Annotated in this window: 9 protein-coding genes; all 9 read right to left on the bottom strand. The window is 43.8% G+C overall.

What is annotated here, in order from left to right; all coding sequences use genetic code 11:
* Nucleotides 1-29: 29 nt before the first annotated feature.
* Nucleotides 30-1,400 carry a TlpA disulfide reductase family protein gene (locus DWW52_RS05935; RefSeq protein WP_118714552.1) on the bottom strand — a complete coding sequence of 457 codons (1,371 nt, stop codon included), beginning with the start codon at nucleotides 1,398-1,400 and terminating at the stop codon, nucleotides 30-32.
* A complete protein-coding gene (locus DWW52_RS05940; protein ID WP_118714553.1) occupies nucleotides 1,400-2,839 on the bottom strand; it encodes a RagB/SusD family nutrient uptake outer membrane protein in 1,440 nt (479 codons plus the stop codon). The genes DWW52_RS05935 and DWW52_RS05940 overlap by 1 nt, the downstream gene beginning before the upstream one ends.
* An 11-nt stretch (nucleotides 2,840-2,850) precedes the next feature.
* Nucleotides 2,851-6,387, bottom strand: coding sequence for a SusC/RagA family TonB-linked outer membrane protein (locus DWW52_RS05945; protein ID WP_118714554.1), 3,537 nt, complete (start codon nucleotides 6,385-6,387; stop codon nucleotides 2,851-2,853).
* Nucleotides 6,388-6,428: 41 nt separating this feature from the next.
* Nucleotides 6,429-7,601 carry a FecR family protein gene (locus DWW52_RS05950; RefSeq protein WP_158582495.1) on the bottom strand — a complete coding sequence of 391 codons (1,173 nt, stop codon included), beginning with the start codon at nucleotides 7,599-7,601 and terminating at the stop codon, nucleotides 6,429-6,431.
* Nucleotides 7,602-7,665: 64 nt separating this feature from the next.
* Nucleotides 7,666-8,196: a sigma-70 family RNA polymerase sigma factor gene (locus DWW52_RS05955; protein ID WP_158582496.1), complete on the bottom strand. Its 531-nt coding sequence runs from the start codon at nucleotides 8,194-8,196 to the stop codon at nucleotides 7,666-7,668.
* Nucleotides 8,197-8,428: 232 nt separating this feature from the next.
* Nucleotides 8,429-10,720: a Gldg family protein gene (locus tag DWW52_RS05960; protein WP_118714557.1), complete on the bottom strand. Its 2,292-nt coding sequence runs from the start codon at nucleotides 10,718-10,720 to the stop codon at nucleotides 8,429-8,431.
* A gap of 12 nt (nucleotides 10,721-10,732) precedes the next feature.
* Nucleotides 10,733-11,662, bottom strand: coding sequence for an ABC transporter ATP-binding protein (locus tag DWW52_RS05965; protein WP_118714558.1), 930 nt, complete (start codon nucleotides 11,660-11,662; stop codon nucleotides 10,733-10,735).
* A gap of 34 nt (nucleotides 11,663-11,696) precedes the next feature.
* Nucleotides 11,697-13,187 (bottom strand): M20/M25/M40 family metallo-hydrolase, encoded by a 1,491-nt coding sequence (locus DWW52_RS05970; protein WP_118714559.1) that lies wholly within the window; start codon nucleotides 13,185-13,187, stop codon nucleotides 11,697-11,699.
* Nucleotides 13,180-16,278, bottom strand: coding sequence for a glycoside hydrolase family 2 TIM barrel-domain containing protein (locus tag DWW52_RS05975; protein WP_118714560.1), 3,099 nt, complete (start codon nucleotides 16,276-16,278; stop codon nucleotides 13,180-13,182). The genes DWW52_RS05970 and DWW52_RS05975 overlap by 8 nt, the downstream gene beginning before the upstream one ends.
* Nucleotides 16,279-16,281 lie beyond the last annotated feature (3 nt).

Below are 16,281 nucleotides of genomic sequence, written 5' to 3' on the forward strand. Positions count from 1 at the left end.
TAATTCTTGAATACAAGATCTCGCCCGTATCACTTCATTAATTCCAGCAATTGCATTTTCAATTTCGGATCGGAAGGGCGTTTTGCATAAGCATCCACGATCTTACCCTCTTTATCAATGATAACAATCCGGGGAACCGAATGAATCAGATAAGCTTTCACTAAATCGGATTTAAAACCTCCCGGTACATTCAAGCGGTACTCCGCACCTTTCTTATCTTGAATCATCTGTTTCCAGAGCCCGATCAACTCATCCCCAACATCCAACGACATTGAAGCGAACACGACAGGCATACCCTTCATCTCTTCAGCCAACTTCTCCATATAAGGCATTTCGGCCCGACAGGGGACACACCCGGTAAACCAAAAGTCCAACACTTGCATTTTCCCTTTAAACTGGTCGGAAGTATACTCTTTTCCGTTTATATCCACAGCCTTAAACTCCGGTGCAGGCATTCCGCGTAATATGGACTTATTCGCTTCACGAGCTTGTTGATAACGAGCTTCAATAGCGGGCAATTGAGCTATTGCCGCCGTGTCCGTAATCAAACGACGCACATTCATCACGTAAGTAGGTAATTCATCCGAATACCCCTTATCCAACGTGAAATTCAATAAATTGATCAAAAACAACGAACGCACTTTATCATTCTCTATTCGCCCGGCATAAATCTCCATATACTTATCCGGAGATACCTCAATCATTCCCTCTTTTTCCATTCGCTCGAAAGCCGCCAGCATCGTTTTAAACCATTTCGGAAGACGAGTTATCAAGGGATCATCAAATTTCAAATCTTTCAAAAAGTCATAATAGTTATCCGGCAAATTAACATCCACTTTCATGAACATCGCCATAAGCTCCGGCCCTTCCAACAATTGGTTATAAAAACCGTACTGGTATTTCAACGTTTGCTGGTGAATAAACTCCGGGGAGAGTCCTGATTTATTCAACTTTTCGAGAATACGGCTTAATTCTTCCCGGTTTATCTTCATCCATTCCGCAGAATAAGTAGGAATTTCCCGCGATACAGCCGCCGTGAACGGGTTCTCGGCCAAGAACGTGTTTTCTGCCGCAAGATCCCCCTTAAAGGTCACGCCATCAGCATCCTCACAAATTTCCATTTGAGCTCCGGGGACAAGATACACGGAATAAAAACGCTGTTTTGTACTCGTGTACTGGTAATATCCCGGTTCTTCCAACTCTACCGTGAAAACCACATTCCCCAACGAATCCGGAACCACCTTCTCGTATCCCGATTTACCTTCCGGTTGAAAATAGAAACTCCCCTCGTTCGAAACCCGGAACACAACTCTTGCCTCGTTAGTCTTCGCTTTTTGACATCCGGTTCCGGCAAAAGCCAGAACCAGAATCATCAAAAGCATACTATAACCACACTTCATTATTTTGTATTTTGAGTTAAATTACTTGTCTCCATTGCATTCTTCGGGAAAGGCCAGATCAACAACGGAGAATCCGGTCTCAACGTGTAAGTTTTCGTGGTAATCTCACCCGTTGTAGAATTCTTCATGACGTAATCTTTCGTAAGCGTTTCATTAAATTCCGCACAGAAACGACGCATGTCAAAGAACCCGTTCGACGTCAACAACAACTCCCGCTTCCGCTCGTCACGAACCAACCGGAATGCTTCATTTGCATCTGCGGCATCCAAATCCTCGTAAGTTCCCGGTTTCATCCTCATTTTTCTCAATTCATTCAGATAATGTAAGGCATTCCCTTTATCTCCCTTACGAGCGTAACACTCGGCAACCATCAAATAAACCTCTGATAACCGTATTCCTCCGCAATTCCATTTAATGTTTGAATTCATCATAGCCACCGCACCCACTTCTGCCGTGGGACGATCCGGCATATAATATGCAAAACACATAATATACCGCAAATCCGAATTCTTATCATACAAATCTATAATCGGCTTACGGACATAAGACGGAGACGGAGAAAACTGGTTCAACCCAAATTGGAACAACAAGTTTTCAGGATCATCTATCGCACGGGACACATACATTACCCACATCGAAGGCGACGAGGGAAGAAACGGAAACTCAGAAACCAATTGAGTATACAAGGCCGGCATATCCCACAACTTGTGATAATCCGATTTCAGGGCATTCAACCCGGCATTCAAGGCGCTATCAATTTCTCCTTTATATAAATGCACCTTGGCTTTCAAGGCATAACCGAAATATTTATCCGGACGAAGAGCACTGGCTGCTCTTTCGGGCAATCCGGGCAAAGCTGCCGTAATATCCCGCTCGATAGAATTATACACCTCTGCTACCGAATATTGTTTACTGGTCGATTCCAAGTTCAACTCTTCATGTAGGATAATCCCGTTATCCGCCTCCGCGGTATTCTTATCATAGAATTTTGCATACGTATTAACCAAAAAGAAATTATTATACGCTCTCATGATCCGAGCCTGGGCTTTTCCAAGAATTTTATCCTCAGATGGTCCTTCTGCATCATCAATATTCGAGATCACCACGTTATATTTCGCGATCCTTGCATAGCAATAGTTATAAAGCTCGCTGGATTCCGTATACTCGTAACGACTCTTCTCTTCATCCCAGAAGAAAGATATTGATTGTAACGGATATTGATAGACATCCAGCAACGGCATATTATAATTACACACTTCATTTGCCATATACCAGAAATTTTCCATATCATAACACGGATCTATTTCCTCTATCAATCCCAGATAATCACTTGTCGAATTCAGCACGGATTGTCCCTTAGGAACAACATCCAGGAAATTATCACACGCTGAAAAAAACATGGATAAGCACAAAATGCTAATTGCAATATATTTTTTCATAACTACCGATCTTAAAAATTAATATTCAAACCAAACACGTACGTGGTAACCTGCTCCTGAGTACGCGTTCCCTCATTCGCATTGAACGCTTCGGGGTCGATACCTTCTTTGTTTTTTGCCCAATAGAACGGGTTATTCACCTGAGCACGCAAGCTAATATTACTTAATTTCAAATATTTAACCCAATCTTGCGGCAACACGTAAGAAAGACCGATATTCCGGCATTTTACAAATGAAGCACTCAACACGTGAACATCGGCATATCTCCACTGTAAATTCCGATCCTGCTGCGATCCGTAAAGCCCCATAGCCGGGATATCCGTATCGGTATTTTCCGGAGTCCAACGTTTAGCCATATCCTTGTGCATGTTTCCTGATATCTCTCCATAACCCGGATTAAACATATCGGGTGCATACATGGAATATAACGGGGTCACGTCATTGCGCAAAGAATGCCCTGCATAATACACGAACTTGGTAAACAATTCCAACGTCTTCCATTTCAAATTAACAGTCAACGCCCCATTCCATTTCGGCGCCAATTGTCCCTTCACCACAAGCGCTTTGATATCGCGTACGGAAGTACCGGACTGAACCTCCCCGTTCTCGTCGTACACGGACGGATCGCCTGTCTCCGTCAACCCGGCATAACGATAGGCATAAATGCTACCATAGGTATCCCCCTCCAAATAATTAGAATAGGGATAGAGCAACATATCCGACGCGTTAGAAGGCGTGAACCCTATTTTCTCGATCTTGTTCTTATTATAAGCAGCTGTAAACATCGTGTTCAAAGACCAATCTTTATATTTCTTCAACCAATCGTAAGCAATACTAAACTCTACACCAATGTTTTTCATCTCCCCGTTATTCACTCTGGCAGAAGTAAATCCCAAAGATGGATCCAATGTCTTGTTTGCCAACAAATCGGTGCTATACCTTCTGTACACATCGAAAGAACCGTTTAAACGGGCAAAAAGTGAAAAATCAACACCGACATTCAAAGAAGAGGTCTTTTCCCAACGTAACATCTTATTAGGAGGAGATACGATATCGGTCACATCCGAATTCGTCCACATGGATGATATATAAGCACCTATCAGGTAAGGCGAAGAACTCTGATCCACGTTACCGGTAATACCGTACGTAACCCTCAATTTCAACAAATCCAACGCCTTAATATCACGCATAAAAGATTCACTTGTAATATTCCAACTAGCCCCCAACGACCACAGAGGACGATAACGATATTTCGGGTCCGTACCGAAAAGATCGGCCTGATCCACACGGATACTACCATTCAACGTGTAACGTCCGGCATACGTGTAACCGGCATTGGCATACGCAGAAACATAACGATGTTTCGTTTCTCCGTTACTTATATTCTCGGATAAATTGAATGCTCTAGAGGTATTTAGCTGTCCGATCACCCCTTTTTGAGTCAAAGTCAACCAATCAACCTGCGCATAAGTCAATTTATCTTTATCATAACCATACACTTCATTGGCAGAACTATTCCATTGATCCTGACGAATTTCACCTCCTAAAAGAACTGAAACTTCATGATCATCGGAAATCGCTTTCTGGTAATTGATTTGTGCCCGGAAATTATAGAATTCATTCCGGTTGTGATTTTTCAAAAGATGTCCGCCATCCGGGACATTATACACGAAATTCCCGTATGAATCGACCGAAGCAAACTGATTGATCAACTCACGCATCTTATAAGACTCAACTTCATCGTATTGATCCTTATCCGTATTACTCCTCTCGTACTGGAATTTCAAGCCCAGATCCAACCCTTCCATTAATTTAAAATCCGTATGGGCAAAAAACTTCAGATACAAATCTTTCGTGGTTATCATGTTCTGCTTGGAAGCTTCCAAAGAGTTATATCCCATGAATTTCAATCCCTCCGTCTCGTTAATATCCTGTGCCATGTAATAATTCCGGTAATATTGGTACACCAGATTTCCATCATCATCTCTCAACCGTTCATAAGGCATCGTATTCATAAAGCCGGCCTGTCCGTTACTAGCCTCCGAACGCGAGAAATAAGAATTAGCCCCGTAAGTTAATTTAAACCAATCGGTCACGTTCATTTCATTCTTCAAATACACGCTAAAACGCTTATTACTTGAACTCTTCGCGTAACTCCCCTGATCTTCATAACGGAAAGACAAAAACAGGTTAGAATGCTCCCCTCCTCTTGCTATGGATAGATTATAATCCTGCGTAACAGCCGTATGTTCCAGTGCCTTGCGAGCCTCCTTACGGTAATCATTTTTACGCATAGCATCCAGTTTTTGATCCAATTCATCCTGAGTCAGATTTCCCAAAGACATTTCATAATACAAACGTTCTACGCTCGTCAAATTACTCGGATTAGACCGATCATTCTTTAATGCAAAATAATCTGCAGGATTTTGTTGATAGGTCGGATTATTCTGTATAAACTCCTTTTCAAAATCAATAATATCACTTGTAGACGCGTAATCCAAATACCCCATATCAGGTAAGGGATTAATATAAAAACCGGCAGATACATTTACATTTGTCTTATTCTTATTGGCTTTTTTCGTAACGACCACGATCACCCCGTTGGAAGCCCTCACCCCATAAAGTGATGTAGCGGCAGCATCTTTCAACACCGTAACCGATTCAATATCATTCGGGTTAAGCACACTCAACGAAGCATTTGTCACCTGCCCGTCAATCACCAGTAAAGGAGTCGAACCTACGGCAAAAGACGATCTTCCCCGGATAGCCATCGTACCCCCGTAATTCATCAATCCCGGGGTAATTCCCTCCAACTTGCTTGTCAAATCAATGGCCTGCACCTGATCCAGCTTACGGGAGTTCAAGATAACAGCGGAACCCGTCGATCTTTCCCGTGAAATCGTCTGGTACCCGGTAGCAACCACCTCGCCCAACATCTCGGCTTCCTCTTCCAACACCACGTTCAACACTTTATCCCCCTCCGTCATCACCTCTTTCGTCTTCATTCCCACGAAAGAAAAAACCAGCAACGTGTTTCTCTCTTTCACTCTTAACTCAAATGTACCGTCAGGATTTGTCGCCGCTCCCGTTGTGGTTCCTTTCACGATAACCGTCACTCCCGGCAACGGCAAACCGAATTCATCTTTCACCGTTCCTTTCACCAGAAATCCGTCTTCTTTCTTCGTGTCATCTTTATAAGAAATCACGAAAAATTCCCCCTCCCGTTCAAACTTAAACGGTTTATCCTGCAATAATATCCCCAAACTCTCTTCAATACTTTTATTTTCCAACTTTACAGAAACCTGATAACGATTCAGATCATCATAATTGAAAACAAATTTGCAATCCGCAACTTCTCCCAATTGCTTCAAGGCCTGAGAAAGCGTGGCCTTCTCAAACGTCAGATTTATATCCCGATTTTGCGACATTCCCGATGCAATACTCGTGAAAAAACACAGAGAAAGCATAAATTGAACAAGCAAAACCCTCAACATGATCCCGCTTCGCCCCTTGCAAGCAGAACCATTACAGTTCAAAATCATTGCCATAAATAAAATTTTAATTTAGGTTACTATAAATTCTTTTTCATTTATCGATTCATTTCCGAGACGATCAATGTTCGTCCCTCTAACTTCATATGCACTTTGTTTGTTTTCATCAACAAGCCTATAATCGCCGAGATATTACTATCCCGACTTGACCAAAGCTCAAATTTCAAATCCTTGACCCTGTTCCCGACATACACAACATCAAAATCATACCAACGCTTCAGATCATTCATGATTGTCTCCACTCGTTCGTTCTCGTAATAGAAATATCCTTCTTTCCAAGCCGTGAACTTATGTACGTTTACTCTCGTTATTTCAGGACGCTCTCCTTCGAAACGAGCATTCTCCCCCGGAGTTAACGCATATTCCCGTGTCGCATCATCTCGTTGCACCCCTACTCGCCCTTTCACCAACGTCACGTTCACATCATTCACATCATAAGATCTCACGTTAAACTCCGTACCGTACACTTTCGTCCGTACCCCGGCAGCCACCACCACGAAAGGCAACTTATCGTCATGCGTCACCGAAAAATATCCCTCTCCTTTCAACTCCACTTCCCGCTCATTCCCGGTAAAAACCGTGGGAAAACGCAACTCGGATTCGGAATTCAACCACACTTCGGTTCCATCACGCAACACGATTTTAAACTCTGCCCCTTTGGGAACTTTCAACGTATGGTAATGCACTGCCATATTCTTACCCAAAGAATAGTTTACCCCTTTCACACTATCATCCCGCACCACAATCCCGGCTTCAATCTCCACATCCGACATATTATTACGTCCCAACACGACCGTTTTCCCCGACTCTGTAACCAATACCGCCTCATTCTTTCCGGGCACAACCTGTTCGGATGAAACATTTGCCATCGGTATCACCTCTCTCAATCCCATATCCGAATTCATCGCCAACCACCACGCACTTACCATGATGATCACGATAGCAGCCGCAGCTGCTGTCCATCTCCATATCCCACGTCCCGGACGATGCATAAACTTCCGATTGAACCTCTCGTATTCGGTCGTGACATCCAGGCGTTCCCCGACTTCTTTTCTCAACCCCGCTTCCAGATACAGCCGACACTCCTCGTACACACTTTTGTTCTCCTCATGGGTCAACCATTCCCGAACATACTCCTCTTGCAATAATTCCGGATGATTGAGTATATCCAAGGCAAATTTCAGTTGATCATTTCTTTCGTCTGCTTTCATTATTACATTTTTATAGATAACACGTGAGCCCCCCAAAATCATGTGGGTAAAAAATGAGATAATTTTATTTTTTTAAGAAATAGGCATATAACAGGACAAGCTCTTCTCCGGACAACTTCCCTCGCAATATCCTCATTGCCTGATTAATATGCCATCGAACCGTGTTGATTGAAATGCCAAGTTCATCCCCCGCCTCTTGGTATTTTTTCTTCTCGATAAAACATTTTTTGAACACAGCAGCAGTTTGGGATGGTAAATTTTCGATCAAATTCATGACCTTCCCGATAAGTTCTTCATAATCCCGATACTCTTCCTCCTCTTCCGGGAACCGACTTTTATAAGCCAGAAACTTCTCTTTCGTTTTTTCTTTCCGCAAGAAATCAAGAGACCGGGAACGGGTCAACGTGTATAACAAAGGACGCAAAGACACGGAAGAATCCAGTTTATTAAAGTTTCTCCAGACATATTCATACACATCCGTGACAATATCATGCGCTTCTTCCTCATCCCGAACAAAACTTAAGGCATGCACATACAATTCCTTATAATGAGTTTTAAACAGGAATTCAAAAGTATCTTGCTTCTGTTTATCCACTATAAATTTATAATTTAAGCTAATTGTTCCCGTCTGCTACCTTTTCAGACTTCTCCTGCTCAAAGATAAACATTTTTTATTTTAATGATAATTTTCTTTCTTCTCTTTTACAAGTCATCCTTATCCACGCTATTATCAAAGCGTTGAAAAAGCTACACTATAGACGCAACAAAAAGGTTCATCCGGCATATTTTACCGAATGAACCTTTTATCCATTCATCACGAATTCCTTCTATTTTCCTCTTCTTCTCACCCAAATGAACACGCTACATAATAACAACAGGATGGGCAATACTCCCAAGAATCCAACTTTCACCACCGACATTCCATCCATGCTCACGTGTACGGCATTATCTTTCGCTGGTTGCCGACGAACATCAATAGGCACTTCATTATCAGACAACCAGAAAAACATCGCATTTATAAAAGAATAATTAGATGCTATTATATTAGACCTCTGACGGCTGATCTCCCCGTTACTGATACAATCCGCATCCCCGAGAATAATGATTTTCTGATCTTTATCCCCGACTTTACGATTTAACGCCAGAGCCGTCAAATTAGCTTGTTCCACTTCCCCGTCTTCCGGATTCAACTCCGCTTTATCATCCACGAAATCCGTTGTCTTATACTCGATCCAGCTTCCCTTATTTTTTGTTACCAATAGGGGCGTCACGGTAAATCCTTTGGTTGTATCACATTCCAAAGCAACCGCATCCGGCATGGTAACACTGTAAACATGGAACATATCACGGAACATATAGTTCAGGTTACAACTTTCCCGGGTCACGTTCCCCACGATTAAATTAGCGACATGCTCTCCCTCTTGAACCAGACGGCCGGGCAAGAACTTCACCCCGAAGGGAGCCACCACGGGATTCATAACTTCCTGTCTCTCGGCATCACCCGCGATCAACAAATTACCACCTCTCTCGATATACCGGTTCAAACGTCCCAACTCTTCCTCCGAGAACGGTGCCTTCATCTCGGCAATAACCAACACATTCACATCTTCCGGAATCTCCTGATCCAATGTCAAGGCTGTCACATCAAAACCTTGATTCAACAACGAATAACGGAATACCTTATTATGAGCGAAATTATAATAATCCAAATCACCCGTTTTCCATATATCACGCATCCCGTGTCCTTGCACGAAACCGACTTTCGGTAAATCCATCACCAAACGTTTCATTGCCGCAGACACCTCCCGCTCATGCGGATGCTTCTGGTTATCCTCGTATACGCGCAAAAAGGTCTTTTCTCCACTGCCTCTTTCCAATACACGAATAAAACGATTGTACTCGTCAGACAAATCTATCACTTTACGAAACTCTTCCGGCTTCATAAACATCTTTGAATTCAAATTCATCGTCTCACACAATTTCTTCACAATCTCCTCATCACTTAATCCCGGATAACGCTGTTGTAGTGCGGCATGATTATACGTCCGGTCATAATAATACACGTACTTCATCTTAATATCCGGCTTAAAGCGAATATATTGCGCGAAACGTCCGATATCACCATTCCGACTCACCGGAAGACCCGACCAACAATTATCATCGAACAAATTCACGTAAGTCGTTATCGTCAGATCACCGGTCATCTTATTCATGATATCCTGACTACTTTTAGTTAAGGTCTTTATCTTCGTGGCCGTGGAATCATGAAAGAATTTCAACATCGGACGGGAACTCAAATAACCGAAAAATATGGCAACCAGAAAAACCCCCATATATTTACCCAATGTCATATACCACGTTGTTCTCTGTTTACCGGATTGCAATTTGATAATACTAAAGCCCAAAAATACAGCGATAACAATAATAAAATAAAGCACGTCTTCGCTACAAATCAATCCCCCGATCAACTCATCCGCACGTCCGGATATGGACAACCAATACGTGATGTCCCGGATCAAATCAATGCCTTGCCACATACCGCCAACAAAATTCAAGGCCGCCAACAAAGCCAGCGTACCAATAGCGGCAACCACCTGATAAGAGGTCAGGCAGGACATGAACAACCCGATCGCAGCGTAAGCGCATATCAACAGGTATATCCCCAACAATCCCGTAAAGACTAATCCACAATCCATATTTTCAATCGTGAACAAGTTAAAAATAACCATCACACACAGGATTCCGATCAATATCAACCCGTAGATCACCATTGCCAGATACTTCCCGAAAATAATCTGCCAACTGGTGACCGGCGACGAATACAACAATTTTATCGAACCGCTGCTTAACTCCCTACTCATCAATCCCATTGTCAACAACGGCATATAAAGATACAGGTAATTCTGCACGTTCGAGAAGACTCCCGTCCAACTGGCATATAAACGCGATGTCACGCTATACACCCCGTAACCAAGAGCCTGCGATCTCACATACCCTTCCATCTCTTGCGTGAACACCAGACAGGTCTGGAAAGTAAACACGATAAGTATTAACCAAGCTATAGGGGAATAGAACAATGTTTGTAATTCTGTTCTCGCTATTCTATATATTTTTCTCATAACCTTCTCTTATTAATTGATTTTTTTACCCGACAACTTAGCAAAGATCACATCCAATGAACTCTTTTCCAGATTGATCTCCTGCAAATGCCATCCATTAGCAACACTCGTTTCAATGACTCTTTCCGTGATCATATCCGTGGTGTCAAAATGCAAACGGAACCGCTTCTCGGTCAAATTCTCCACGCTAACGATCCCCGGGATTGCCCTTAACTCGGATTCACTGGGAGGAGCATCCATTAACACGACTAGCGAATCCGGTTTTATATAATTGTCAAACTCATCCATCGTACCCGAGAACACCATCTTCCCCGATTCGATCATCCGGATCTGGTCACAAGTAACCTGTACTTCCGGCAAAATATGCGTGGATAACATCACAGCCCGCTCTTCGGCAATCTCCTTGACCAGATTTCGAATCTCCACGATCTGATTCGGATCCAAACCATTCGTCGGTTCATCCAGCACGACAAACTTCGGATTATGCACGATAGCCTGCGCTATCCCCAAACGCTGTTGATACCCTCCCGAAAGATTCCGCACCAACCGCTTGCTGAAATGCATAATCCCGCATTTACTTTTCGCCTCGTCTACAGCCGCCTTGATATGTTTCGGCTCAACCGAACGCAGATAAGCGCAATGAGTTAAATACTCGTCGACATTTAAATCCAAGTGCAAAGGCGGTTTCTGCGGTAAAAAACCGATATGCTTTTTAGCCTCTACCGGATTATCCCGTAAACTCACCCCGTTGATGTACACTTCACCCCGGGTCTGTTTTAACACACCACACATAATATTCATCGTGGTTGACTTTCCCGCCCCGTTCGATCCCAACAAACCGAGTACTCCCGTCTGGTTGATCTCGAAATTAATGTCCTGTATAGCCCACTGGGAACTATAACGATGAGAAAGATTTTCTACTTTTACAATAGCAACATCCATACATTCTAGTTTTACAGTTTTATTATTTACATGCTTATTTTTCTCTCAAAACACCTTTTATCTTCACGATCTCCGGCAAAGCCAGAAACAACATTTTAGCCGCATCTTCCATGATTTCCGGGGTCAGCGTCTCCTCCCGATCCCTCGGATCGTGGTAATACATCGGTTTCAACTCCTCGGTCGTGGCAATATACAGGGCCGGAATCCCCCGCTTAGAAAACTCATCACCATCCGCTTGGGAATAACTCGTTGCCCGCTCGTAAGGAGTAACCTCAAAGGCCCGGTGTATCCACGTGTCATTAGCTTGACGGAACACCCCGGCCACTTCCGGGAAGGTCTCCGCTCCCCAAACGGCCAACCCGTTACCATTCCCGACCATATCAATATTCAACATACACATCGTCCGATCCAACGGGAAAGTCGGGTGATTCAAATAATGAATAGCCCCTTTGATCCCCCGTTCTTCTGCCCCGAAGAAAGCAAACACGATATTCTTCTCGGGCTTTACCCCACTTGTTGCCAAAGCTTTAGCCACCGCCAACTGAAGAGCTACCCCGGAAGCGTTATCCAAAGCCCCGGGAAACATCAACCCGTTATTTCCCAAATGATCCAAATGTGCCCCCAGTACAATCGAGGAAGTCGTATCCACACCTTTGATCACCCCGATCACGTTACACGCCGTGGCATAAGGATAATGGCGGGTACGCACATTCATTTCCAACGTGTTTCCCGTGTTAAAAGAACAAGGCTGATGCTTCTCGGCAATCTGCTTCCGTAATTTTTCCCGGGTATACCCCGCTTTAGCAACCAGGTCATCCACCATTGACGGATCTATATGTGTATAAATCACGCCTTTTCGGAAATCAATACCCGTGTGAGCCAGTTTCCCGACCAGCAAAACAGCCGCTGCCCCTTTCTCCAAAGCCCGGGGTAATTTATAACTCTCGGAGGCATAACGCATATACAAATCGAATCGCTTCTTTTCATCCTTATCCCGATAGGGAATTCCTCGCTCGATGATCACGATCTTTCCTTTCACGTCCACCCCTTTATAATCATCATAATTATACTCCGGTGCGGTAATTCCATAACCGACATAAACCACCTCGGCATCCTTCACCCTCCCGGAATCTGAATTCATTCCCGGATAAAAATCCCGGGGGAAAGTATATTCCACACGCTTGTCTCCTTCCTGTCTTCTCAACTGACAATCCAACAGATCGGTCGTCGGCATTCGAAAATGTTGCAGGTAGGAGCCTGCATCACCTGCCGGCTCCAAACCAAAACCAGACAACAATTCGGCACACCAATAAGCACACTTCATATATTCACCCGTCCCTGCAAGTCGCCCATTATATTCTTCCTTGCACAACTCATGCACGTATTCCATGATCTCATTGCTCGAAATAGAGTGAAACACATCCAACTGTTTCTTTGACATCTTCTCCCGTTGCGCACAAAGCGGAAGACAGCAACAAACCCATATTCCAAACAACAACGAGTTTCTCATCATTATCCTATTCATATATCGGTATTATTTGAAACGTAAAATCATATTTGCCCGGCAGAATCAGATATTGCGGATGAGGAACTGCCCGCAAACTCCATGTTGTATCCCCACCAACTCCCATTTGCATACCATCAATATTCCACGTGATCAAATCCTCCTGTTTTACCTCATTCAAATGACGTTGTGTCGTTTCCATCCCCGGTTCCTCTAACACGGCATTCGAGAAACGATACACGGAAGAACCAAACGGTACATCCCCTCTCACTTCCAATCCGAACTCCTTTCCCATCAATTTCATCCAACGGATATCCGTGCGATTCCCATTCTCTTGCGGACGGGGATAAGCCACGTACCAATCTTCCACGTTATTTTCATACCATCCCACAAAAGCTCCCGTGTTACGGTCGATATAATTCTCCTGAGGTCCCCTGCCGTACCATTGCACTCGTGCAAAATCAGGTACAAGCTGCCAAGTCAAACCGATCCTCGGAATAAAAGATGATTTACAATTCCGGGCATCCACCTGATACCGTATTCCCATTTCGCCTTCTCCATTCATTTGATAACAAATAGAATAGGTCGTATTCATCTCTTTCAATTCATAGGATGTCCGTACCTCTATCAATCCATCTTTTTCTTTCATCTCAAAATGAGCCAACTTGGCTTGTTCGGTGGCGTTCTTCCAACCGATACATTCCGGAATGATATACTCGCTCCCGAAATCGTTATCCGTTCCCGCCCGCCAAAAATGGCCTCGGAATCCATCAACCAATAACTCTTTACCGTTTAACTGATAAGAAACCAATCGTCCGTTTCCTTTATCAAACTGAAACCGCACTTTTTTCCCCTGCAAACTCACCATATTATCCGCTTCAACTATTTCCAACCCATTCTTCTTCGGAAAAACAAGAGTTTTCTTCATACAAGGCAACACAAATTGTTCTGCCGCCAACACGTACCCTTTTTCCAACAACGCACGCTGTTCCCGAGTCACGGCATATAAATTCACAACATACTCCGCCCCGTCATCTTCTAATTCAGGAAAAGAAATCCGGAACAATTGTTTCTGTTGAGGAGCTACCCCCAGACATTCCACGTTACCGGAATCAACAACACACCCCTCTTTCAATACTTCCCAACGTAAATCCACATCGTCCAGCGATTTAAAAAAATATTCATTATAAACCTCCACGATTCCTCGCCCGTAATCCAATAACCGGAAAGCGACATCCTGGTAAACCTTTTTAACCTCCCAAGCGGCAGGACTCCATGAACGGTCTGCACGCACCAAACCATTCAAACAAAAATTCTTACTGGAAGGGATATCTTTTCCCCCGAAATCTCCACCATACGCCCAGTATTTCACCCCGGCACGATCCACCTGTTCAATCCCTTGATCCACCCAATCCCAGATATGTCCTCCCTGCAAATAAGGGTATTTCCGAATAACATCCCAATATTCCTTCAATCCCCCGACACTATTTCCCATCGCATGGGCATACTCACACAAGATTAACGGTTTATCCGGTCGGGAAAAGGCATGATTAATTAACACGTCAATCTGTTTGTACATCGGGCAATAAATATCCGTGAATTCCTTTTTCCCCGCATCTTCCGAATGAATCGGACGAGCGGAAAGATCATGTTCTTTTAACCATTTATAAGTAGCCAAAAAGTTAATCCCCGAACCAGACTCGTTACCCAGCGACCAGATAATAACACAAGCATGATTCTTATCCCTCTGAAACATCCGCTCCGTGCGCTCAATGAAAACACCCGTCCACTCCGGCCGATTAGCCAACGATTCCCGGGGATCGTAACCGATACCGTGACTTTCTATATTTGCCTCGTCCACCACGTAAAGCCCGTACTCGTCGCACAAACGATACCAGAGAGGATCATTCGGATAGTGGGAAGTACGTACACTATTGATATTCATTTCCTTCATCAGCCGAATATCTGTCATCATTGACTCCCGATCCACCACATGTCCCTTTTTAGGATCATGTTCATGCCGATTCACCCCTTTCAACAAAACGGGTTGTCCGTTCACGAGTAACTGTCCTCCCTTAATCTCGGACTTCCGGAAACCGACAGCCTGAACCAAGACCTCCTTCACCACTTTCCGGTTACCCTTCGCTACCCGAGTTTCTAAAATTAAATCATACAAATAAGGTGTTTCTGCCGTCCATTTCAATGGATTGGAAATAGATTTCACGATACTCACCGTATCCACCCCCATTTTCTTCCGAGGTGCCACAACCTCCGAAAACAACGTATTCCCTTCCCGATCATTCAGCATCACCAACACGTCATATAACTCTCCCCCTGCCTCATTTTCAAGTTCCATATTCAACCGGAAAATTGCATCCCGATACTCTCCATCCAAATCGGTAGCCAATTGAAAATCATACACGCTCGATTTAGGACGGGCATACAGAAAAACATCCCGCTGTATACCCGAAAAACGCCAAAAATCCTGATCCTCAACATAACTACCGTCACACCAACGAAATACCTGTACGGCAATTTCATTCTTCCCTTTTCTCACGTATGCCGTAACATCAAACTCCGCCGGCACTTTCGAATCCTGTGAATATCCCACGAGTTGACCGTTCACCCACACGTAAAATGCTGAACTAACCGCACCGAAATGCAACATGATTTTATCCCCGATCCACTTTCCAGGTATATTAAATTCCCGTTTATAAGAACCTACCGGATCATTCTCCGGGTCCACGTTAGGCCACTTGGCTTTAAAACCGAATCCCGTTTCCACGTAAATCGGCACCCCATACCCTTTCAATTCCCAATTAGACGGGACTTCGATGTCATCCCAGGTACGCACGTCATACCCGACTTTATAAAAATCCATCGGTCGCTCTCCCGGTTTACCAACCCAGTTAAACTTCCATACCCCATTTAGCGAGAGATAACGGGATGATCCCTCCACATCCCACGCCAAAGCTTGTTCCCGATTATCAAAAGGAATATAAAATGCATGACTCCGAGCCCGATTTTTTTGAAGGACATCCAGATTTTCCCAGTCATTCTGCGCCCCTGCCGATAAAGTTATCAGCATAAAAAAGAACAACAAATATCTCATAAG

The organism is Odoribacter sp. AF15-53 (assembly GCF_003479425.1).
GTDB lineage: Bacteria > Bacteroidota > Bacteroidia > Bacteroidales > Marinifilaceae > Butyricimonas.

Excerpts from the sequence above, each read along its gene's own strand:
- DWW52_RS05940 (WP_118714553.1), bottom strand. The coding sequence starts at position 2,839 with ATGAAAAAATATATTGCAATTAGCATTTTGTGCTTATCCATGTTTTTT.
- DWW52_RS05960 (WP_118714557.1), bottom strand. The coding sequence starts at position 10,720 with ATGAGAAAAATATATAGAATAGCGAGAACAGAATTACAAACATTGTTC.
- DWW52_RS05970 (WP_118714559.1), bottom strand. The coding sequence starts at position 13,187 with ATGAATAGGATAATGATGAGAAACTCGTTGTTGTTTGGAATATGGGTT.
- DWW52_RS05965 (WP_118714558.1), bottom strand. The coding sequence starts at position 11,662 with ATGGATGTTGCTATTGTAAAAGTAGAAAATCTTTCTCATCGTTATAGT.
- DWW52_RS05975 (WP_118714560.1), bottom strand. The coding sequence starts at position 16,278 with ATGAGATATTTGTTGTTCTTTTTTATGCTGATAACTTTATCGGCAGGG.
- DWW52_RS05950 (WP_158582495.1), bottom strand. The coding sequence starts at position 7,601 with ATGAAAGCAGACGAAAGAAATGATCAACTGAAATTTGCCTTGGATATA.
- DWW52_RS05935 (WP_118714552.1), bottom strand. The coding sequence starts at position 1,400 with ATGAAGTGTGGTTATAGTATGCTTTTGATGATTCTGGTTCTGGCTTTT.
- DWW52_RS05945 (WP_118714554.1), bottom strand. The coding sequence starts at position 6,387 with ATGGCAATGATTTTGAACTGTAATGGTTCTGCTTGCAAGGGGCGAAGC.